Below are 20,569 nucleotides of genomic sequence, written 5' to 3'. Positions count from 1 at the left end.
CCCGGGAAATCCCGGCGCAGATGTGTGCATCTGCTTGGATTTCCCGGGCTCGCGCCGGCATAGCCGGCGGGGACACATCCGTGTGCCCCCTGGATTCGGAGGAGTTATTACATGTCAGTAGAGACCTTTGATGCCAGCCGCGACGCCATCCGCGTGTCGGAGGCCGCCGCCAGCCACCTGAAGAAGCAGCTCGCGCAGAAGGGCGGCCGCGGCGTGCGCATCAGCGTCAAGGAAAGCGGCTGCACCGGCTACATGTACGTGATGGACGAGGTGGAGCACGGCGAGGAAGGCGACCTGGTCATGGCCCTGGACAACGGCGTGGAGCTGTACATCGACCGCGCCTCGTTGCCGGTACTGCAGGGCACCGAGATCGCCTACGAAAAGGAAGGCATCAACCGCACCATCAAGTTTCTCAACCCGAACGTCACCGCCGCCTGTGGCTGCGGTGAAAGCTTCAGCGTCAATTAAGCGAGGGCCGACCAAGACCATGAGTGCCCAGGAACGCACAATGCTGACCACCCGGCGGGACTGCCCCGGCCGGCTGGTCCCGGTGGGCGACGCCGTGACCATACCCGCCCATACCTTCGTGACCCTGACCCAGTCGCTGGGCGGTAACTACACCGTAATCCACAACGGCAACATGGTGCGGGTGGACGGCACCGACGCCGACGCCCTGGGCCTGGAACCCCTGGAGCTGGCCTTCGAGCCACCGGCGGACGGCCGCATCAGTGAAGACCAGGTATGGGAAGCGCTGCACACGGTCTACGACCCGGAAGTGCCGGTGGACCTGGTGAACCTGGGCCTGATCTACAAGCTGGACATCGACCAGGACGCCGGCCGTGTCGGCATCCACATGACCCTCACCGCCCCCGGCTGCGGCATGGGCCCGGTGCTGGTGGGCGACGTCAAGCACCGGGTGGCGCTGGTGCCCCACGTCAATAGCGTGCAGGTGGAACTGGTGTTCGACCCGCCCTGGAGCCGGGAGATGATGTCCGAGGAAGCGCAGCTGGAAACGGGGATGTTTTGATGTCGGACAACAACCCCTTTGGCGACAGCATCACCGCGGACGATATCGTCGACACCCTGTCGTTCTTCGACGACTGGGAGGAACGCTACAAGTACATCATCGACCTGGGCAAGGAACTCCCGCCCCTGCCCGAGGCCTTCCACACCGAGGACCGCAAGATCCGCGGCTGCCAGAGCCAGGTGTGGATCGACACCCGGGTCGAGGACGGCAAGTTGCAGATGGCGGTCGACTCCGACGCCTTTATCGTCAAGGGCCTGCTGGGTGTGGTACTGGCAGCCTACAACAACAAGGCGCCGCAGGACGTGCTGGCCTTCGACATCGACGGCTACTTCAACCAGCTCGACCTGCTCAACCACCTCTCGCCGACCCGCGGCAACGGCCTGCGCGCCATGGTGGCGCGCATCCGTGAGATTGCGACCCAGGCCGAGGCGGCCTGACTGGTCGCACCCCCTACTCCTTCCGGGCGATAAGCGCCCTGTGTGGCGGGACCGATAACGCCCCGCCCACACACAAGCGCCGCTAGGATGCCAGCTCTTCGGCCGGGCCGAAGAACTCAAAATGCACCTGGTCCTCGGGCACACCCAGTGAGGAGGCGATGCGGCGCGCCTGCTGCATGAAGGGCTTGGGGCCCAGGAAGTAGAACTCCACATCGCGCTCGTCCCCGAGCTGCTCCGCCACCAGTTCCGCCGAGACAAACCCGCGGGCGTGGGGTTCGCAGTCGGCGGAGGGCTCGTTGTAGACATAGCAGGCATGAACATGGCTGTTGGCCGCGGCGAGCTCATCCACATGCGCGCGGAAGGCGTGCACCTGGCTGTTCAGGGCGGCGTGGATAAAGTGGATGCCGCGCCCGCTGGGCAGGGCGCTGTTGAGCATGCTGATGGCCGGGGTGATGCCCACGCCCCCGGTCAGCAGTACCAGCGGTTTGCCGTTGTCGCGCAGCACGAAATCGCCGCAGGGCGGCAGGATGTTCACGCTGTCCCCCGGCTGCAGCGTATCGTGGAGGTAGCCCGATACCAGGCCCTCCGGTTCGCGCTTGACGCTGATACGGAAGTAATCCCGGCCGGGCGCGTCCGACAGACTGTAGTTGCGCCGCACACTCTGACCGTCGATGTCCAGCACCAGGGTGAGGAACTGCCCGGGGCGGAATCGGGGCAGCTCGCCGCCGTCGGCGGGACGGAAGTAGAAGGAGGTGATCACCGCGCTTTCGGGTACTTTCTCCACCAACTCGAAGCGGCGCTCGCCGCGCCAGCCCCCCGGCTGGGCGGCATTGGCGGCGTACACCGCCTCCTCGGCCTCGATCAGCAGGCCGGCGAGCTGGCCGTAGGCCGCGCCCCAGGCCGCCAGGACCTCTTCGGTGGCCGCCTCGCCCAGTACCTCGGCGATCGCCGCCAGCAGGCACTCGCCGACGATATCGTACTGGTGGGGCTGGATGCCCAGGGCGCAGTGCTTGTGCACAATGCGGCTCACCGCCTCGTCGAGGTTGCCCAGGGCGTCAATGTTGGCGCCGTAGGCGACCACGGCGTTGGCCAGCGCCCGGGCCTGGCTGCCGGTGCCCTGGTGGCTCTGGTTGAAGTAAGGAATGACTTCGGGATAGCGCTCGAACATGAGCGGGTAGAAGCACTGGGTGATCTGCTCGGCGTGGGCCTTGACGGCGGGTACGGTGGCCTTGATGGTGGCGACGGTGGCTGCGTCCAGCATGAACGGCTCTCTCCTGTAGGTGGCTCTGGTCGGTTACCGAGCGGCGCCTTGCCGCCCCGGCACATCCAGGTAGTCAAAAATCGTGCCACCCTGTAAAACCGCGCCGCACCCGGCCCGCCAGACAAAAAGAGTCATAATGACCCAAGCAAGAAGGCGGTCAATTTGACCCAGAAAGGGTTATAATGACACGCATGAACATCCTGCCCTTTATCGACCTGATCGAAGACCTCAACCGCGAGCTCACCCCGGCCCAGCGCCACCAGCGGGTCGTCGAGGCGATCCACGCGGCCATTCCCTGCGACGCGGTGGCCCTGCTGCAGCTGGAGCGCGGCAGCCTGCGCCCGATGGCGGTGATCGGCCTGCATCACGAGGCCCTCGGCCGCCGCTTCGACATCGAACAGCACCCCCGCCTCTCCAACATCCTCACCGGCGACGGCCCGGTCCGCTTCCCCGCCGATTGCGACCTGCCCGACCCCTACGACGGCCTGGTGGAGGGTGGGGAAGAGGCGCTGCACGTTCACGACTGCCTCGGCTGCGCGGTGTATGTCGGCGGCGAGCTGTGGGGCGCACTGACCCTCGACGCCCTCACGCCCGACCGTTTCGACGGACTCAAGCTGACCGAGTTGCGCGCCTATGTCGCGGCCACCTCCGCGGCCATCCTCACCAGCCAGACCATCGACGCCCTGCGCGAGCGCGCGGCGCACACCAGCGAGGTCGCGCGCCACCTGATCGCCGCCGCGGCGCCGCCGGAAATGATCGGTGACAGCATCGCCATGCGGGCGCTACAGCGGGAAATCCACACCGTCGCCCCCAGCGACCTGTCGGTACTGATCACCGGCGAGACCGGTGTCGGCAAGGATCTGGTGGCGCGCGGCATACACCGCCATTCAAAGCGGGCGGACGAGGCCCTGGTGCAGGTCAACTGCGCCGCGCTGCCGGAATCGGTGGTGGAAAGCGAGCTGTTCGGCCATGTGCGCGGCGCGTTCACCGGCGCCCTGCGGGACCGCATTGGACACTTCGAGCTGGCCGACCGGGGTACCCTCTACCTGGACGAGGTCGGCGAACTGCCCCTGTCGATCCAGGCCAAGCTGTTGCGCGCCCTGCAGAACGGCGAAATCCAGGCGGTGGGGAGCGACCGGGTCAAATCGGTGGACGTGCGCATCATCGCCGCGACCAACCGCGACCTGCAGCGGGAAGTAGCCGCCGGCCGTTTTCGCGACGATCTGTACCACCGCCTGAGCGTATACCCCCTGTCCGTACCACCGCTGCGCGAACGGGGACGAGACATCGAGACCCTCGCCGGACATTTTCTGGAACGCCTCCAGCACAAGCTCGGCTACCACCGCCTGCGCCTGGACCGGGAAGCCACCACGCTGCTGCGCGATTACGACTGGCCCGGCAACGTGCGGGAGCTGGAACACATGCTCGCACGGTCGGCGCTCAAGGCCGCCAGCGAGCAGGGACGCGACGCCGGGATCATCAGCGTGGCGCCCCGGCACCTGGACATTCCGCAAGCCCCGCGCGCCGAAAGCCCGGAAATACCCGACGAGCCCATTGTCGAAACGGCTTTCGCCGGGAAGGAGGCCGGCCTGCGCGAACAGGTTGACGCCTTCCAGCGGCAACTGATCACCCGGCAGCTGCGGGCCTGCGACGGCAACCTCGCCGCCACCGCCCGCGCCCTGCGGGTGGACCGCAGCAACCTGGCGCGGACCCTGCGCCGACTGGGCATCGCGGAACCGACGCCCGAGCGCGGCGGCCAGGCGGTCGTCAACTGAACCGCCGACGAGGGCTCTCAGCCCGCCGGTTCTTCCAGCAGTTTGACCTTGCCCGTGGCGCCGTACTCCATGACCAGCTCGCCCTCGGGATACAAGCGGACATCGGCGCGAAAACGCAGCTGGCGCTGGATTCGCTCCTCCAGCCGCCGCTGCAGGTCCGCCCGGGCAGCGTCATCTGGCCGCCCCCTGCACTCAACCCTGACCGCCATCGGCGGCTGGATCACCGGCGAGGCATCGGTTTTGACGACGCGGACATTGCCGGTCACCTCGCCCTCGAAACCCAAAACAAGGTCGCGCACCGCGCTGGGGAAGACGTTGACCCCCTTGACCAGCAGCATGTCGTCCACCCGCCCCAGGATATTGAAACGCATGCCGGGCAGCCCGCAGCCACAGGGCTGCATTTTTACCCGCATCTTGTCGCCGTCCATAAAGCGGATCAGCGGCCCGCATTCGCGGTCGAGCCCGGTGTAGACAAATTCGCCCTCGGCGCCGTCTTCCCAGGGTAATACCTCACCTTTCTCACGGTTGTACAGCTCGATATAGGCGCTGTCCGGAGCGATAAAGTGCATGCCATCGTGCTCCCGGCACTGGCTAAAAATCGGGTTGAGACAGCCTGTGCCGCCGCTCATGTCAAAGATTTCCGCGCCGCCAAAGCCTTCGGAAAGCTCGCGCACGATCTCCGGCACACTGCCGCCGGGCTCGCCGTAGACCGACAGCGTGCGCACCCCCATGACGCTGAGATCGACCGCCATCTCCTGGCGCGCCTTTTTCAACAGCTGGCGCGCAAACGAAGGCGTACAAACAATCACCTCGGGGCGGGTGAGCTCGATCATCTCGATCACCTTGGCCGAGCCGACCAAGCCGCCAATGGGGATGACATTGGCGCCGTAGGCGAGTAGCGCATCGACGGTGGGAATGCCCGCCACCCACATGCTCATCACCCCGGCCATCATCACCCGGTCCCCCGGCCGCAGGCCGGTCAATTCCGCCATGCGCGCGAAATTGCGGTTCATGATCGCGCGGTCGTTGGCCGTATGTCCCTGGAAGCTCGGCGTTCCGGTGGTGCCCGAAGAGGCGCTCATGCGGTTGACCGCCCGGTGATCGCAGGTCAGGTGCATGCCCAGGGGATGCCCCAGCTCCGCCCGCGAGCGCGCCTGGCTCTCGCGCTCCTCGTACTTGTCGAACAGGGGGTAGTCCCGGTATTGCGCCAGCGATGTAAGCCGCCGGGGATCCACCCCCGCACGGTCGAACTTCTCCCGGTAGTACGGCGAGTGTTCGTAGACGCGCAGCAACTGCTTTTTGAGCAAAGTGAATTGCATCTGCCGCACCGACTCGCTGGTGATGTCCAGGCGCGAGGGATCTTTCCAGGAAGTGTTACTCATGGGACTCCATGTTCTCGTGATTCAGTGTTGCCGGGCGCGCCGGATCAGGCGCCGATAAATTTCGGCGCGCGCTTCTCCAGAAAAGCCCGACGGCCCTCGGCGGCGTCGTGGCTGGCCAACAGCGCGTCGCGACGGCGGGCCCCCAGCGCGGCCGATTCGGCGAACCCCCGGCTGTGGCCGCGCGCGGCCATGTCCTTGGTGATGCGGTTGGCCAGCGGGCTCAGGGCAGCGATCTTTCGCGCCCACGCCAAGGTTTCGTCCAGCACCTGGTCGTCGGGCACCACGCGATTGACCAGGCCGGTGCGGCGGGCCCATTCGGCGTCGCGCTGCTCGCCGAGCAACAGCAGTTCCAGGGCATTGGCGGTGCCCATGATGCGCGCGCCATGCATGGCGGCGTTGATAGTGGGCAGGCCCACGCGGCTTTCCGGAAGGGCAAACCGCGCCCCTTCCCCGGCGATGCGCAGGTCACAGCCCAGCGCCATGCTCAGGCCCTCGCCAATGCAATAGCCCTGTATCGCCGCGAGGATCGGCTTGTCGCAAAAGTACTCACCCTCCAGCTCGATATCGAAGGTTTGCGCCAGCGCGCCGGGATCGTCCGCCGACGCCGCCAGTGCATCCAGCGCCTTGATATCGACTCCGGCGGAAAACGCGCGGTCGCCAGCCGCCGCGATCACCGCCACCCAGGCGGCGTCATCGTCGCGGAAGCGGGCCGTGGCGGCATTGAACGCGCGATACATATCGGGATTGAAAGTGTTCATCGCCTCGGGGCGATTGAGGGTAATCAGCGCAACGTGGTCCTGCAGTTCATAAGTCACCACCGGCATATCCGTATCTCCTGCATCACTCGGGAAAGTCATCCTGTCGGAGACGGATTATGTCGATGTGTCCACACCCCCGCCATGACCCGGCAGGTCCGGGTAGCCCGGGTGACGGTATCAGTAAAGCAGCAGCGGATGCTCCCCGCCCTGTGCCAGCAACGCCACCAGGTCCAGCTCCTCGTCCCGCGGGGTAAAGGTCATCATCGCCATATTGGGTACCGACGAAAACACCAGTGGCCCAAGCAGGTTCTCGATGTGGCTGTGAATGACGAAGCTGTGAACCTTGCCCGCCACCAGCAGGTTGGCCTGGAACTGCTGGCCGGCATCGCGCGCGGCCGCCTGGGTCGCCCAGTTCGCCGGGGCGTAGGGTGAGGACTCCAGCCGCCGCAGCAGGTTCAGCACGCTCTCATCCTCGTCCCCCTGCAAAAACAGCAACTGCTGCAGCGACAGCATCAACACCGACAGCGTGCCGCTCCACTGCTGGGGCAAGGCATTCAATGCCGCGTAGTCGAACAGGAAACCGAAGATATTGCCGGTGTCGGCCACCCGGCGCTCCGGGTCAAGCTGCGCCTGCAGCGCGGCCCAGGCGCGGTTGACCATCAGAATCTGCCCGGTCATGTCCACCAGTAGCGAGGGATGGGGGTCGAGCGCCTTCAGCTTGAGCAGCAGCTCTTCCCGGCGGTGCTGGAATTCCGGCTGATCCAGGTGCAGGGAACGCGAGTAGTCGGTATAGCCCGCGGCCAGCAACAGGTTGGTGGTATCTCGCAGGCCCAGGGACAGGGCGCCGGCGATGCGCTCGACCATCTCCTTGCTGGGCCGCGCATCGCCTTTTTCCAGGCGGCTGATATAGCGGCTGGCGGACTCGATGCGGTGGGCTAGCTCTTCCTGGCTGATATCGAGGGCGCCGCGCCAGAACTTGAGCATGCGACCGAATGCCGCCGGCCCGGGGTCACCTGAATTTGCCATGCTACGTACGCGCCCTGCCTGAGCGTTACCTCGCCCCACCACATACCAACCGATTGACCTTGCGCCCAACCGGACCTGCGAGGTCATGGTAACGCGGGCACCGGCTACCCACAATGCGCAACATCCCTCACCAGCGGCGCTGGCCGCGGGGCACCATAGAACAACAGGAGAATGGCCATGACCCATCCGCGTTTTCACTACCGTCCGGGACCACTGTGCGCCGCGCTCGCGCTGGCCGCCTGCGCCGCGCCGGCGGGCGCACAGGATGCCAGCAGCGGCAACTGGGCCCTGGAGGAAGTGGTCGTCACCGCCCAGAAACGCGCCCAGAGCAGCCAGGATTTGGGGCTGTCGGTATCGGCCTTGAACGGAGACGCCCTGCGCGAACAGGGTATCGCGCAGGTCGAGGATCTCGCGCGGTTCGTGCCCAACGTCAGCTCCCTGAACATCTCAGGCGGCGGCGTTCCGATCGTCATCGTGCGCGGCGTGGGCCTGCAGAACTTTCGCGTCAACGACAGCCCCACCACCGCGCTGTACATCGACGAGGTCTACCAGACCTCGGTCATCTCCGCCGACTTCACCATGTTCGACCTGGAGCGGGTCGAACTGTTGAAGGGCCCCCAGGGCGGCCTGTACGGGCGCAACAGCATTTCCGGCGCCATGCAGGTCATCTCCAACAAGCCCTACGTCGGCGAACCCGCCGGTGGCTACCTGAACGCGGAATATGGCAGGTACAACCGGCGCCAGCTGGAGGGCGCCGCCAGTTTCCCGCTTAACGACACCGCGGCGATGCGCGTCAGCGGCCGCTGGGAGCAGAGCGACGACACCCAGTTCAAGAGCCAACCCGGGGGCTTCCACCACGGTGAAGCCGACCGCTGGGCGGCGCGCAGCCTGTTGCGCCTGGAGCCTGGCGACAATGTGGACATCCTGTTCAAGGTCCACGGTGGCGCCGACCAGTCAGAATTGCCGTTGCTGCAACCCGTCGGCACCTTTGCCGACCTCGGTACCGCGGCGGACGCGGGCCTGGATATCGCCAACGCGGACAACATCGCGCTCGGCTCCCTGATCCCCGCGCTCTGTCCCTCGCTACTCGCGGGACGCGGCGTCAATGGCGACTGCGTCTATAACACCGGCGGCCGCCCCTCGGACTACGGCCTGGACGGCGGGCGCTACCAGTCCGCCGCCGATTTTGGCGGCTACTTGGACAATACCTGGTACGGTGCCAGCATCAACGCCAACCTGGCGCTGGGTGACTACACGCTGACGTCCATCAGCGCCTACGACAACATCGACTACCGCCGCGACACCGATCTCGACGGACTGCCCATCGAACACACCCACAGCGATTACCGGACCCAGATCGACTCCTGGTCGCAGGAGTTCCGCGTCGCCTTCGACGACAGCGATACCGTCTCCTGGGTCGCCGGCCTCACCTACGGCGAGGACGAGCTGGTCGAGGCCAGTGACCTGCGCGGCAGCGAGGGCCTGTTGCCGGTAGCCTTCGGCGGCGCACAGCGGGTGGACCAGAACTACGAGCAGACCACCCGCGCCCTGGCGCTCTACGCCCACGGCGAGTGGCGCTTCAGCCCACAATGGAACCTGGTAGCCGAGCTACGCCACACCAATGCCGACAAGCAGTTCGAGGGCCTCCAAGTACTCGACTTCGGCAGCTTCGCGGCACCGTTCATCAGCTACGACGACGACACCGACTTTGACAACCTCAGTGGCAAACTCGCCCTGGAGTGGACCCCGGCGGACAACCTGCTGTTTTACGGTAGCTTGTCAGAAGGCTTCAAGACCGGCGGCTTCTACGGCGGCTTCATCACCGCCCCCGAACAATTGGCGCCCTACGACGAGGAAACCATCCTCGCCTACGAAGCCGGCCTCAAGAGCGACTGGCTGGACGACCGCCTTCGCCTCAACGGCTCGGTGTTCTACTACGACCGCCAGGACGTGCAGCAAAGCGCCACCGACACCAGCGGCCCCGTCGCGGTCACCCGACTGACCAACGTCGGTGACGTGGAGGTCAGCGGCGCCGAGCTCGACCTCACCTACCAACCGGTGCAGGCGCTGACCCTGCAACTGGGACTCGGTTATACCGACTCGGAGCTGATCGACAGCGATCTGGTGAGCGCCACCATACCCGGCATGCCGGAGAGCCCCATCGAAGGCACCAACACCCCCAACTACTCCAAGGTGAACGCCAACTTCCTGGGCCGCTACCAGCGCGACCTGGGCGACGACCTGTACGGCAGGCTGCAGCTGGAGGTCAGCTACCGCTCGGAGCGCGACCTCAACCTGGTCACCAATTGGCGTGAAGGCGCACTGCTCACCGAGCCGGCCTACACGCTGACCAACCTGCGCCTGGGGCTGGGGTCGCACCAGAACGACTGGGAAGTGATGCTGTTTGTGGAAAACCTCACCGATGAACGCTATCGTACGCTTCTGCGCGACAATGGCCTGCGCGGCATGCACACCCTCTACGGTGACCCGCGCATCTGGGGCGCTTCCTTTACCTATCACTGGGGCAGCTAGGTTTTACACTCCGATAGTGCGTGCGGCCAGCGGTCGCCCGCACTAGTCCCCCTGCGCTCCTCCATCCCTAGCGAGTACCGCCATGACCAGCCACCCGCAACCGTCCGATGGCAACGGTTTCTACCTCACCCGCTGGGCCGCCTGCGTGCCTCTGCTGCTGATGGTAGCGCCGGCGATCGCCCTCAGCCTGCGCGGCGTACTATCGACCGACGTGGTGATCACCGGCGGTGTGGTCGGCCTGATGGTGGGCTCGCTACTGGCCAGGGACAAGCGCCACTACTGGCACGCGGTCACCAAAACCCTGGGCGACCCCACTGGCATGCTGGTGTTCGCCCTGTTCCTGATCGTTGGCATCTACGGCAAGCTGCTGGCGGAATCGCAGCTGGCGGAGGGGCTGATCTGGCTGTCGCAACAGTTGCACGCAGGGCCCGCCCTGTTCGCGCTGTTCACCTACGTCGCCTGTTCGATCCTGGGGACCGCGATGGGCACCTCTATGGGGATTGTGGTCATCCTGACGCCGGTACTGTACCCGGCGGCGGTGGCCATGGGGGTTCACCCCGCCATCGCCGCCGGCGCCATCCTCAGCGGCGCCGCCACCGGGGACCACTTCGCGCCGGTGTCCGATACCACCATCATCTCGGCCTCGACGCAGCGCTACCGCTACCGGGATGGCTGCGCGGAGATCGGCGAGGTGGTGCGGGCCCGCCTGAAGTACGCCGCGCCAGCATTCCTGCTCAGCTGCCTTCTGTACCTGGCGATCGGCGGCGCCAGCGCCCAGCAACCGCTGCAGGCCTCGGCGCCCCTCATCGGCGGAGCCCATCCCGCCGGCCTGATCATGCTGTTGCCGATGCTGCTGGTAGTTATCGCCGCCATCGCAGGGCGCAGCGTGTTCGAGGCACTGACCTACGGCACCTTTATCGGCCTGCTGCTGGCCCTGGGCTGCGGCCTGATCGACTGGCACCAGGTCGCCTACCTGGAGGACCGCCAGGTGAAGGGCATTCTGGCGGAGGGCGCCACACAAAACCTGGGCACGATCATCATGATCGTGCTGATGATGGGCGCCTACGGGGTCATGCGCGCCTACGGCTTGCTCGACGCCATCGTGGCGGGGCTCAAGGGCGGCGCCGGGGCGTCCGCCCGAGCCACGGAGCTGACCCTGTTTGGCGTGACCTGGCTGTTCAACTTCCTGCTGGTGGGCCTGGTGGCGCGCATCACCGTCATCGCCGGCCCCATCGTCGACGAACTGGGCCGCGCCCAGAACCTGCACCCCACGCGACGCGCCAATATTCTCGACGGCGTCGCCAACAGCTTCAGCTTCGTGGTGCCCTGGCACGTGTGGCCGCTGCTGATGCTGATGACCATCGCGCCGCTACAACAGCTCTATCCCCACCTGCCGATACCCGCCAGCACTGATTTTTTCCTGAGCACCTACTACCCGCTACTGATCTGGCTGGTGATGCTGGCCGCGGTGCTTACCGGCTACGGCCGCCGCTACGAACCCCGCGCAGCTCCCCCTAGGTGATCAAGGCCAGGCAGGCCCCGTCCACAGAGGAAAGCTCCAACCCCCAAGAGGCCCCACGAGAGTCGGGAGCAGCTGCGCCGCAGCGGTGAATCTCCCCACCACTTATCACCGTGACAGATAATTAATATCGGAATAATCGGCTTTTCCGATCGATAAATTCCAGCTACAGTGCGCGCTTTTGATCAGGCCCATGTTCCGCAAACCCGATAGCGCACAATCGTCCCTCTGGCAGCACACAAGGCAGTTGCTCGGCATCGCTTCCGGCGGCGTTTCCCACCGCGAGAAACTGCTCTCGGCCCTCGGGGCCTTTATCGCCGTGGCCGTGCTGTGCCTGGCGGCGCCCCACCTGTGGGGCGAGGCGGACGTACTGTTCGCCACCTCGATCGGCGCCTCCACGGTCCTGTTGTTCGCGATACCCCACGGCCCCCTGTCCCAGCCCTGGCCGGTGCTGCTGGGCTACAGCGTATCCGCCGTCATCGGCGTGGCCTGCCAGCAGTGGATACCCATCACCGAACTGGCCGCCGCCAGCGCGGTGGGCGGCGCGGTACTGGCCATGCACTACCTGCGCTGCCTGCACCCGCCGGGGGGCGCGGCGGCCCTGGCCGCGGTACTCGGCGGCGAACACCTGACCGCCCTTGGCTATGACTACCTGCTAGCCCCGATCCTGTGCAACGCGGCGCTGATGGTGGCGCTGGCGGTGGCCTACAACCTGTGGCTGCCGCACCGCCGCTACCCGGCCCACCTGGCGCGCAGGCCGCACAGCGACGGCGATACCGCCGTGCAGGCGGACACCCGCGCCGCGCCGCATATCACCCACGAGGACGTGGCCCACGCGCTGCAGCAAATGGACCTCTACGTCGACGTTTCCCCGGAGGATCTGTGCGAGCTGTTCGAGCTGGCGGAGAACCACGCCCGGGAGAGCGCCGACTCCGCGGTGGCAATCGAGCCCCGGGCCTTTTACAGCAATGGCGAAACCGGTTTTCGCTGGCAGATCTATGAGGTCGAGGCAATCGCCGCGGCTAAGGACGAGGCCGCCAACGACGACCGCGTCCGGGTTACCTACCGCATCGTGCACGGGCCGGATTGCGGCCAGTGCCAGTCGCTGCCCCTGGTCGATTTTCGCCAGCGGGTGCGCGCCCGGGTGCGGCGCTCACAGGGGCACTGGGTACGGGAGACCCCCGCGGCGAGCCAACCCCGCTGAACAGGCGCCGCCCGCCCACAAGTGGGCGCCCTAGACCAGCTCGTAGCAGGGCTGGTAACTCCCCGCGCACTCGCCCAGTTTCATGCGGTTCTCGCGCACCATCATCCGCAGTAGGCCGTCCATGGACTGCATCAGGCGGCGATCGCCCTGCAGGCGGTAGGGGCCGTGCTGGCGCACCTGCTCGATGCCGAAGGCTTTCACATTGCCCGCCACCAAACCGGAAAAGGCCCGCCGCAGCTGGCTCGCCAGGGCGTCCCGGGGCAGGTCCGGCGACAGGTTGAGCCCCGCCATATTCTGGTGCGTGGGCAGGAAGGGCTCCTGCAGCGAGGGGTCGATCTGCAACGCCCAGTTGAAATAGTAGGCCTGCCCGGATTTGCGACGGCCGTTGTGGACCCGCTCCACCGCCTTGCGCGCGGCGCGCCCAACCTCTTCCGGCTGGCCGATGATCACCTTGTAGTAGTCGCGAACCTCCGGCCCCAAACAGGTTTCCAGAAAGCCGTTGAGCTCGTCGAAATAGCCCCGGCAGCTCTCCGGCCCGGCAAAAATCAGCGGCAGGGTGTTCGCGTTGTCGGGGTGCATCAGGATACTGAGCAGGTACAGCACCTCCTCCACCGTGCCCACGCCCCCGGGGAAGACAATGATTGCATGGGCCAGGCGCACGAAAGCCTCCAGCCGCTTCTCGATATCCGGCATGATCACCAGTTCGTTGACGATCGCGTTGGGGGACTCGGAGGCGATGATCCCCGGCTCGCTGATGCCGATATAGCGCCCGTCCTTGATCTGCTGCTTGGCGTGCCCCACCGCGGCCCCCTTCATCGGCCCCTTCATCGCGCCGATGCCGCAGCCGGTGCCGATATCCAGGCCGCGCAGGCCCAGCTCGTAGCCCACCTGCTTGGCGAAGTCGTACTCCTCCCGGGGAATGGCGTGGCCACCCCAGCACACCACCAGCTTGGGCGGCACGCCGGGCTGCACCAGGTTGGCATTGCGCAGAATCCGGAACACGGTATTGGTGATCTGCTCCGGCGACAGCGGCTGGCGCTGGACGCCGGTGATCTTGAAGTCCGTGTACACAATGTCGCGCAGGGCGGAAAACAGGTGCTCGCGGATACCGCGAATCATCCGCCCGTCGACAAAGGACTGGCCCGGGGCATTGAACAGCTCCAGGCGCAGGCCCCGGGGCTGGGGCACCACGCGGATATCGAAGTCGGAGTAATCCGCGTAGATTTCGGCGGCGTCGTCCTTGCTGCTGTCGGTGTTGAGAATTGCCAGCGCGCAGTTGCGAAACAGGGTGTACAACTCGCCGCGACTGGCCGTCAGCCCCTCGATTTCCACCTGGGAGAGCAGGTTGAGGGAGGAAATGGGGTTGATCACGGTGTGGGGGATTTTGTGCATGCAGGGGCCTTCCCGAAGCTATCTGGACCCCCACAATAGCACCGCCGGTGGCGATGCGCCCCCCACATGGTCATCGGCAAGCGAGTCGCGCCTGGTCGTTTGCAAGCACAACAGGCATCGCACCCGTCGCGCCACGGAGCCGCCCCGGTGGCGGCCCCCGCCCAAAATAGACGCGATTTAGATGCGGTAAGCGGGCGCGTCGCGACTTGGGTCGCTGAAATCACCGCCAACAAAAAGCCCGCCGAAGCGGGCTTTCATCAGCAGTTCTTCACGCTTTTCTTCACGCTTTCTTGCGCGCTGACCAACCAAGGCCGACCAGACCCAAGCCGAACAGGGCAAGCGTGGCCGGAACGGGAACCGGTGCTGCTTCAACCTCCCCCAAAGTGATGCCCCCGACACCCTGGATCCGCGCCGTAAAATTGCCGGTAGCTCCAGCAAAACCTCTGACACCCAATGTGTACTGGGTATTCGACTCCAGCGCAAAATTGATCAGAGAAAGCAAGCCAACGCCACCGTCGTCATTTAAGGCCAGGTAGGACCCCGCATCCGCCGGAAATGAGGGTGTACCCGGGAATAAAAACATGTAAGTGTCGAAGTTTGCCGCCGTGGTCTGCATGGAATAGAAGCCATCGGTATCTACATAGAAGGGCTGCAGGTCCATGTTGTAACCGTTCCATAGGGGTGCGCCAACGTTTGTGTCGCTATAACTCACTAGCCCCGCGGACGCGGAATTGGCGAGTGCGCCAAAAATCAATATCGCGAGCATTCCGGCTGTTTTATTCATATGCACCCCTTAGACGCTGTTTTCAAATAGACACGCCGTATTCGACAGCAAAAATCATACCACCCCAGTAAATACAAGGTCTCAAGCAGCCGGTGGCAGCGCGGGGCCTATATATAACCAACAATTGTAAAAAAATCTGACACTAGCGAATTGTGGCTTATAGCCCCCGGACGGGCTTCACTCCAGGTGCGGGTGACTCGAGCTCGGCGCACGCGGACTTCGCGGCCAAACGGGCTGCGGCGAGACCCAAACGGACACCGGCACCCGGCACCAAAACCGACTACTCCACCTCAATCGTCACTTTGTGGATTTTACCGCCGAATTTTGTTTCCTCGGGCCCGTAGCCGATACCCAATGCCACCGGAGTCTGGTTATCGAGGCCGACGTCCGCCGTTTCGTCCGCCGAGAAGACGTTCGGCTGCGTGCGACCCACCCGGCCCTCGGCCACCTTGTCGCCATCGACATACAGCGTAGCCATCCCGCCTTTACCCATGCCGCCTCCGTCGTAATCGAAAACCAGTGTTACGGTTGCCTTGCCGGCTGGCAGCGCGGTGGGGCTCTCAACGACGAAACGCTCCAGGCCAAGGAAGTTGTATTCGTAGGCCGGCCTTCCTTCGCGCATGTGCAAAGACCACCCGCCATAGCGGCTCCCCTGGACGATGAGCGCGCCGGATGCCCCGCCCTCGGGAATCTCGATCTCGGCGGTAATCGACTTGGAGCGGTTTTTTACGTTGATAAAGGTGTTTTCCAACATGCCGTCCATGCCCTCGTAGAGCGTGAGCGACCTGCGATCGCCGATAAGATCCGGGCGCCCCGCAAGCGCCGGGTTGGTCCGCTCGATGAGACGGTCGTCAATGGGGAACACGTGGTACTTTGCGGCCTCGCTCACAAAGAACGCCTTCAAGTCCTCAAGTTTGTCGGGATACCGGGCGGCGAGATCATTTGCGAGACTGAAGTCTTCCTTGACGTGGTAGAGTTCCCAGACATCCGAGTCGAGCGGCTTCCGCTCACCGGTATCCCAGGGCGCGTAGTGAACCGTGCGGGCAAACCAGCCATCGCGATAGATCGCCCGGTTGCCGAAGATCTCGAAATACTGCGTGGTGTGGCGCTCGGCTGCACTGGCGTCGTCAAACGTATAGAGCAGGCTGGTGCCCTCGATCGGCGCCTGCGGCGTACCATTGACCACCGTCGGCTCCGGCAACGTCGCCGCTTCGAGTACGGTAGGCGCGACATCGATGACGTGGCCGAACTGCGTACGCAAGCCACCGCCCTGCTTAATGCCTCCGGGCCAGTGGACGACCATGCCGTTGCGTGTACCCCCAAAATCGGAGGCGACCTGCTTGGTCCATTTAAACGGCGAGTCGAAGGCCACCGCCCAGCCCGCGGACATGTGCGGAAAAGTCTCGGCGCTGCCCCATTTATCGATTAGCGGCAACAGATCCTCCACCGTCTCCTGAACCCCGTTGAAATAGGTCATCTCGTTGAACATGCCAACCATGCCGCCCTCGGCGCTGGTGCCGTTATCGCCGGCAATGTAGAAGATGAGTGTATTTTTTGTCTCGCCGATCTCCTCGACCGCACCGACGAGGCGGCCGATATGGTGGTCGGTGTGCGCCACGAATCCGGCAAACACCTCGGCCTGGCGGGCAAAAAGTTTCTTCTCGTCGCCAGACAAATCGTCCCATGCCTTGATATCAGCGGGACGCGGCGGGAGTTTCGTATTGGCGGGAATGAGACCCTGTTGCTTCTGCCGTTCATAGGTTGCCTCGCGAACCGCGTCCCATCCCTCGTCGAACTTGCCGTGGAACCTGGCGATCCATTCCCGCGGTACGTGGTGCGGGGCATGGACGGCGCCGGTCGCGAAGTACATAAAAAACGGCTTGTCCGGCGTGAGCGATTGCTGCGCCTTCATCCAGTTGATGGCCTGATCGGTCATGTCAGCCGTGAAGTGATAGTCCTCGCTGTGCGGCGGATTGATTCGCTTGACGCCATCAAAGATGAGCGGCGACCACTGATCCGTTTCGCCGCCGATGAAGCCGTAAAACTTGTCAAAGCCCTGGCGGATGGGCCAGCGGTCGAACGGGCCGGACACACTGGTTTCCCAGGCAGCGGTTTCATGCCACTTCCCGAACGCGCCAGTGCTGTAGCCGTTGAGACGCAACATCTCCGCCAGGGGCGCGACGCGGTTGGGAATGGCGCCGGTGTTGCCCGGGTAGGCCGTGGACGTCTCCATGATCGATCCGGCGTTGGCGGTGTGGTGGTTGCGCCCACTTTTGAGCGCCACGCGCGTGGGGGAACACAGCGCCGTGGTGTGGAAATTGTTGTAGCGCAGACCCGATTTGGCGAGGCCGTCCAATGTCGGCGTGGGGATCGGCCCGCCGAAGGCAGAGGTGGCACCGAAACCGAGATCGTCTATCAGGATGATGATTACGTTCGGCGCGCTCTCCGGCGCCTTGACCTCAAAACGGGGGGGAGGCTGCGTGTTGCGCACATCCAGCTCGGTATAGGTGGGCGGCTCCGGCTCCGCAATGGGAAGCACCGTTCGGTTGAGCGGCTCAACGGCCGACTGAGCGAACGCGGATGACGCAGCGAAAATAGCTGAAAGAACCGACGCAACAAAGGGCCGGGGGGCGGGAATGTTCATCGTTTATTCTCCATTACTCGGATTTCGCCAGTTAACATCCAGGTGGATGGAAACCAATCCATTGAGCAACCTGGATGGAATTTTTCTTGTGACTTCTCCGCTGGCTCGAAACTACAGTGAAAATTATTCTAGACCAAGAATTTGCAATTGAAAGCGGCCGCTTTCACCTAATCTGAAACATATGTGGCGGTCCAATAAAACCGGATACCAGCACGGCTGGTAAACTTGCCGCCAAAGAGGTGTTCAATGGCAAGATCGAGACAATCATTTCCTGCAGAATTCAAGCGTGAGGACGCTGGCATTACCTGGCGGTTGCGCTGGATCTCCACCGGCGTCGGATTATTGAATGGTCGATGTCGAGGAAGCCCCATGCTGGCAGCGGCCCTAGACACAGCTTAAGAGCAGCGAGGACCGCCGGAAGGTGTGCTGCTCCTTTCTGTCAAGGGCTTCCAGTACGTCAGCCGTATCTTCCGGCAGCGATTGTGGCGCTACCGAATGGCAGAGCATAAGCCGCCGGGGTAACTACTGGAGCAATGCACCGATGGGGCGCCTCATGCGGAGCCTGAAGTCAAAGTGGGTGCCGGCCTCAGGCTGCCCCGCCAGCCGAAACAATGTGCTCTCATCACCGCTCCCTTCGGCAAAATGCACGCCGACAGGCAAAGCTCATTCGGGGTAAAGAACAGCCCTCCCCACATCCTCCATGTTTAAATGGCGATCGTAGTGGCCCACGTCCTTGCACGCCCCATTTAAGCGAAGCAAGCGGATTACGCCGCGAGTGGGCTTTATTCCAAATACCCCGCAACAACGCGTGGGAGCGCGAGTGGAACCGCCGCCGTCGCTGGCCATTGCAATAGGAGTTGCGCCGGGCGCCATAGGGAGCGCAAGCACATCCACTGGAACCCCCGGTAATTCTTTGCGTGTTCCACTGGCTCAAGTTCGAGCAATATAACACCGACTCCGTCGTCGAGCTGATACCAAACTCAGCTGCGGCCGTATTTGCGCCAGGATCATCGGGCCGGCCCGGCGACAACGTCGCGTAAACTCCTCCTCGATAGGTGATGCCGTGTCTTCGGTAATCCGGCCGCCAAACCTCGGCGGCAGCTCCTTCACTGTCACGCCCGCCTTGATCAGGAAGGGCATACCATGGAGAACACCTCGCGCATTGCTCTACCAGGACATGGTCCACGCATCTTCATGCGTATTGCCGGCCATGAAATTGCACAGGGAATTCAGCTGATTGATCGCCTCGCCAGCCAGCGAGGATAGTTCATCCGAGCTGATTTCACCACGCCAAACTAGGCCTGCTAGCCTCAGATCATCGAACACTGCATGACCCGATAGCTTCTTCCACTTAATCTTCCGATGGACAATGCCGCAGACTACCTCGATGAGTAACAGCCTTACCCTACATACGGTCAATGCTCAAAATTTGCACCGGCGCTGATAGCACCTGTCCATCCAGGGCACCAATAGCCGGCATGCCTTGCCTCTCCAACCGCTGTATAGCCCGCAGTACATCCAACCCCCGAACTACACGCCCAAAAGTGGCATACCCATATCCATCACGACCGGAGCAGTCCGCACCTGTGTTCAACACTTTATTGTCGGCCATATTGATAAAGAACTCGCTACCAGCGGTACCGGGTTGAAGCCGGGCCAAGGCAACCACTCCGCACTCGTTATCCAGGCCTGTTTCAAAAGTAGTCTCATGCTCTACAGGCGACAAGGGAGGCGCTATATCCGCCCACTGCTCGACAGGAACGCCAGCCAGCAATCGTGGAAAAATCCCGCCCTGGACAATGGAGTAGACGTCTTCTCCTCCACCGGTCGAACGGTAAAAACTGGCGTTTTGATAGTACTTTCCATCTACGTGGGCGAGAAAGCACGAAACGCTTTTGGGCGCGCGCCAAGGATAGAGCATCACTTCGACGTTACCCAGGGTGGTTTTTATAATGACGGACACGTCCTCGCCTTCCTCCATGGCGATGGACCTCGAAAGCTGCCGTGAACTGCTAGTCATTAACCCGTAACACCCTGTCCAGAAAAGGGGAAAACGCCTGAAGACACTGCTCTGGATCAGCGGGCGCCATATGTCCCAAGCCAGTTTCAACCCAAGCAATATCCCAGCCCAGCTCCTTGAGGTCCGCGGCAGCGGACCGGGTTCGCATCGAAAGGTCGTGTTTCATGCCGCCACCTTCGAAGATATCCTCGACGTCATGGAATACTAAACAGGGACATTGAATTTTGCGCAGACACGCCGACTCATCTAGTCCCGCGACACTCTCATAGAATGCAACGCCCTGCTGCAACCACTCAGCACTGACACCCGGCAACGTATCGGCCACCGACTCGGGGTTGGCGGCTGCTTTCCTTGACACAGAAAGCATGTCCGATAGTGGCTGCCACAGCGGAGGGAAGCCGCCACAAACGAGCGCGGAAAGCCGAGAGCTGTGAGCCGCCAACTGGATACCGATTGCGGCGCCGAACGAATAGCCCCACCAGGCAAAGGTATCCGCGCCTGCGGCGTCGGCGATCGCGTGAATATCCTCCACTGCCTGCTGCCAGGCCATGCTCGAGCGCTTTGCCGGCGAAGACCCCCCAACCCCTCTAGGCCAATTGGCGAGAATTATCCGGTAACGGGCCGTCAGACTCTCCAGGTAGACCTGCTGTAACCGCGCCAGCTCCGGCGCCGGCGGAGTCATAAGAAAATATGGACCCATAAAGATATAGGGCCCACTGTCACCCAGAACTTCATATTCAATATGCCCCCCATCGGGCATGATGGCTTTACCCTGCATATCCTGCTCCACGTCAATGATTGCTCGAAC

General features: G+C 63.7%; 18 protein-coding genes and 1 pseudogene. 9 read left to right on the top strand and 10 right to left on the bottom strand.

All coding sequences use genetic code 11. The annotated features are described in order from the left end of the window. Positions 1-111 precede the first annotated feature (111 nt). From JYP50_RS08200 to JYP50_RS08190, 3 genes are read left to right on the top strand one after another with little or no spacing between them, the layout of a single operon-like run. Entirely contained in the window at positions 112-468 is a 357-nt protein-coding gene (locus tag JYP50_RS08200; RefSeq protein WP_206560011.1) for a HesB/IscA family protein, read from the top strand. Between the two features lie 40 nt (positions 469-508). Beyond that, entirely contained in the window at positions 509-1,027 is a 519-nt protein-coding gene (sufT, locus tag JYP50_RS08195; RefSeq protein ID WP_241262947.1) for a putative Fe-S cluster assembly protein SufT, read from the top strand. Continuing rightward, on the top strand, positions 1,027-1,464 hold the full coding sequence (locus tag JYP50_RS08190) for a SufE family protein (RefSeq protein WP_206560009.1): 438 nt from the start codon (positions 1,027-1,029) through the stop codon (positions 1,462-1,464). Before sufT ends, JYP50_RS08190 begins: the two co-directional genes overlap by 1 nt. Positions 1,465-1,546: 82 nt before the next feature. On the opposite strand, the gene hmpA is transcribed toward JYP50_RS08190, so the two are convergent. Further along, on the bottom strand, positions 1,547-2,725 hold the full coding sequence (gene hmpA, locus JYP50_RS08185) for an NO-inducible flavohemoprotein (protein ID WP_206560008.1): 1,179 nt from the start codon (positions 2,723-2,725) through the stop codon (positions 1,547-1,549). 182 nt (positions 2,726-2,907) lie between these two features. Between hmpA and norR the strand changes: the two genes are divergently transcribed. After that, positions 2,908-4,500 carry a nitric oxide reductase transcriptional regulator NorR gene (gene norR / locus JYP50_RS08180; RefSeq protein ID WP_206560007.1) on the top strand — a complete coding sequence of 531 codons (1,593 nt, stop codon included), beginning with the start codon at positions 2,908-2,910 and terminating at the stop codon, positions 4,498-4,500. Between the two features lie 17 nt (positions 4,501-4,517). On the opposite strand, the gene JYP50_RS08175 is transcribed toward norR, so the two are convergent. From JYP50_RS08175 to JYP50_RS08165, 3 genes are all read right to left on the bottom strand, one after another. Further along, positions 4,518-5,882 carry a phenylacetate--CoA ligase family protein gene (locus JYP50_RS08175; RefSeq protein ID WP_206560006.1) on the bottom strand — a complete coding sequence of 455 codons (1,365 nt, stop codon included), beginning with the start codon at positions 5,880-5,882 and terminating at the stop codon, positions 4,518-4,520. A 44-nt stretch (positions 5,883-5,926) separates the two neighbouring features. Then, positions 5,927-6,706, bottom strand: a complete 780-nt coding sequence (locus JYP50_RS08170) for an enoyl-CoA hydratase/isomerase family protein (protein WP_206560005.1) — start codon at positions 6,704-6,706, stop codon at positions 5,927-5,929. Between the two features lie 111 nt (positions 6,707-6,817). After that, positions 6,818-7,666: a helix-turn-helix domain-containing protein gene (locus JYP50_RS08165; protein WP_206560004.1), complete on the bottom strand. Its 849-nt coding sequence runs from the start codon at positions 7,664-7,666 to the stop codon at positions 6,818-6,820. A gap of 177 nt (positions 7,667-7,843) precedes the next feature. Here JYP50_RS08165 and JYP50_RS08160 point away from each other — a divergent pair, with 177 nt between their 5' ends. The 3 genes from JYP50_RS08160 to JYP50_RS08150 all read left to right on the top strand — a co-directional run bounded on the left by JYP50_RS08160 (position 7,844) and on the right by JYP50_RS08150 (position 12,921). Then, positions 7,844-10,198, top strand: coding sequence for a TonB-dependent receptor (locus JYP50_RS08160; RefSeq protein ID WP_206560003.1), 2,355 nt, complete (start codon positions 7,844-7,846; stop codon positions 10,196-10,198). 82 nt (positions 10,199-10,280) lie between these two features. Continuing rightward, positions 10,281-11,720, top strand: a complete 1,440-nt coding sequence (locus JYP50_RS08155) for a Na+/H+ antiporter NhaC family protein (protein ID WP_206560002.1) — start codon at positions 10,281-10,283, stop codon at positions 11,718-11,720. A gap of 190 nt (positions 11,721-11,910) precedes the next feature. Continuing rightward, entirely contained in the window at positions 11,911-12,921 is a 1,011-nt protein-coding gene (locus tag JYP50_RS08150) for an HPP family protein (protein WP_206560001.1), read from the top strand. 30 nt (positions 12,922-12,951) lie between these two features. On the opposite strand, the gene ppnN is transcribed toward JYP50_RS08150, so the two are convergent. The 3 genes from ppnN to JYP50_RS08135 form a co-directional block, all read right to left on the bottom strand. Then, the gene (gene ppnN / locus JYP50_RS08145) at positions 12,952-14,313 is read right to left on the bottom strand and encodes a nucleotide 5'-monophosphate nucleosidase PpnN (RefSeq protein ID WP_206560000.1); all 1,362 of its coding nucleotides are present in this window, start codon (positions 14,311-14,313) and stop codon (positions 12,952-12,954) included. A gap of 280 nt (positions 14,314-14,593) precedes the next feature. Beyond that, positions 14,594-15,097, bottom strand: coding sequence for a PEP-CTERM sorting domain-containing protein (locus JYP50_RS21790; protein WP_241262946.1), 504 nt, complete (start codon positions 15,095-15,097; stop codon positions 14,594-14,596). 280 nt (positions 15,098-15,377) lie between these two features. Beyond that, the gene (locus JYP50_RS08135; RefSeq protein WP_206559999.1) at positions 15,378-17,741 is read right to left on the bottom strand and encodes an arylsulfatase; all 2,364 of its coding nucleotides are present in this window, start codon (positions 17,739-17,741) and stop codon (positions 15,378-15,380) included. A 293-nt stretch (positions 17,742-18,034) separates the two neighbouring features. On the opposite strand from JYP50_RS08135, the pseudogene JYP50_RS21785 reads away from it, so the two are divergent. Then, a pseudogene (locus JYP50_RS21785) lies at positions 18,035-18,333 on the top strand (DDE-type integrase/transposase/recombinase); the annotation flags it as partial. A 71-nt stretch (positions 18,334-18,404) separates the two neighbouring features. Here the strand turns inward: JYP50_RS21785 and JYP50_RS22130 are convergent. Then, positions 18,405-18,614, bottom strand: coding sequence for an amidase family protein (locus JYP50_RS22130; RefSeq protein WP_431311293.1), 210 nt, complete (start codon positions 18,612-18,614; stop codon positions 18,405-18,407). Positions 18,615-18,884: 270 nt separating this feature from the next. Between JYP50_RS22130 and JYP50_RS21980 the strand changes: the two genes are divergently transcribed. Continuing rightward, the gene (locus JYP50_RS21980; RefSeq protein ID WP_277602441.1) at positions 18,885-19,007 is read left to right on the top strand and encodes a hypothetical protein; all 123 of its coding nucleotides are present in this window, start codon (positions 18,885-18,887) and stop codon (positions 19,005-19,007) included. A gap of 139 nt (positions 19,008-19,146) precedes the next feature. Here the strand turns inward: JYP50_RS21980 and JYP50_RS08120 are convergent, their stop codons facing one another. Together JYP50_RS08120 and JYP50_RS08115 are read right to left on the bottom strand one after the other, a co-directional pair. Continuing rightward, on the bottom strand, positions 19,147-19,761 hold the full coding sequence (locus JYP50_RS08120; protein ID WP_206559996.1) for a peptidylprolyl isomerase: 615 nt from the start codon (positions 19,759-19,761) through the stop codon (positions 19,147-19,149). Beyond that, complete coding sequence (locus JYP50_RS08115; RefSeq protein WP_206559995.1) at positions 19,754-20,539, bottom strand: alpha/beta fold hydrolase; 786 nt, start codon at positions 20,537-20,539, stop codon at positions 19,754-19,756. The genes JYP50_RS08120 and JYP50_RS08115 overlap by 8 nt, the downstream gene beginning before the upstream one ends. Positions 20,540-20,569 lie beyond the last annotated feature (30 nt).

The sequence above is a fragment of the Parahaliea mediterranea genome (assembly GCF_017255185.1).
GTDB lineage: Bacteria > Pseudomonadota > Gammaproteobacteria > Pseudomonadales > Halieaceae > JAFKCZ01.
This window is presented reverse-complemented; position numbering and strand designations above follow the sequence as displayed.

Bases quoted from the DNA above. Each gene is read 5' to 3' on its own strand.
- JYP50_RS08200 (WP_206560011.1), top strand. From the start codon at position 112: ATGTCAGTAGAGACCTTTGATGCCAGCCGCGACGCCATCCGCGTGTCG.
- sufT (WP_241262947.1), top strand. From the start codon at position 509: ATGCTGACCACCCGGCGGGACTGCCCCGGCCGGCTGGTCCCGGTGGGC.
- JYP50_RS08190 (WP_206560009.1), top strand. From the start codon at position 1,027: ATGTCGGACAACAACCCCTTTGGCGACAGCATCACCGCGGACGATATC.
- hmpA (WP_206560008.1), bottom strand. From the start codon at position 2,725: ATGCTGGACGCAGCCACCGTCGCCACCATCAAGGCCACCGTACCCGCC.
- norR (WP_206560007.1), top strand. From the start codon at position 2,908: ATGACACGCATGAACATCCTGCCCTTTATCGACCTGATCGAAGACCTC.
- JYP50_RS08175 (WP_206560006.1), bottom strand. From the start codon at position 5,882: ATGAGTAACACTTCCTGGAAAGATCCCTCGCGCCTGGACATCACCAGC.
- JYP50_RS08170 (WP_206560005.1), bottom strand. From the start codon at position 6,706: ATGCCGGTGGTGACTTATGAACTGCAGGACCACGTTGCGCTGATTACC.
- JYP50_RS08165 (WP_206560004.1), bottom strand. From the start codon at position 7,666: ATGGCAAATTCAGGTGACCCCGGGCCGGCGGCATTCGGTCGCATGCTC.
- JYP50_RS08160 (WP_206560003.1), top strand. From the start codon at position 7,844: ATGACCCATCCGCGTTTTCACTACCGTCCGGGACCACTGTGCGCCGCG.
- JYP50_RS08155 (WP_206560002.1), top strand. From the start codon at position 10,281: ATGACCAGCCACCCGCAACCGTCCGATGGCAACGGTTTCTACCTCACC.
- JYP50_RS08150 (WP_206560001.1), top strand. From the start codon at position 11,911: ATGTTCCGCAAACCCGATAGCGCACAATCGTCCCTCTGGCAGCACACA.
- ppnN (WP_206560000.1), bottom strand. From the start codon at position 14,313: ATGCACAAAATCCCCCACACCGTGATCAACCCCATTTCCTCCCTCAAC.
- JYP50_RS21790 (WP_241262946.1), bottom strand. From the start codon at position 15,097: ATGAATAAAACAGCCGGAATGCTCGCGATATTGATTTTTGGCGCACTC.
- JYP50_RS08135 (WP_206559999.1), bottom strand. From the start codon at position 17,741: ATGAACATTCCCGCCCCCCGGCCCTTTGTTGCGTCGGTTCTTTCAGCT.
- JYP50_RS22130 (WP_431311293.1), bottom strand. From the start codon at position 18,614: ATGGCGCCCGGCGCAACTCCTATTGCAATGGCCAGCGACGGCGGCGGT.
- JYP50_RS21980 (WP_277602441.1), top strand. From the start codon at position 18,885: ATGGAGAACACCTCGCGCATTGCTCTACCAGGACATGGTCCACGCATC.
- JYP50_RS08120 (WP_206559996.1), bottom strand. From the start codon at position 19,761: ATGACTAGCAGTTCACGGCAGCTTTCGAGGTCCATCGCCATGGAGGAA.
- JYP50_RS08115 (WP_206559995.1), bottom strand. From the start codon at position 20,539: ATGCAGGGTAAAGCCATCATGCCCGATGGGGGGCATATTGAATATGAA.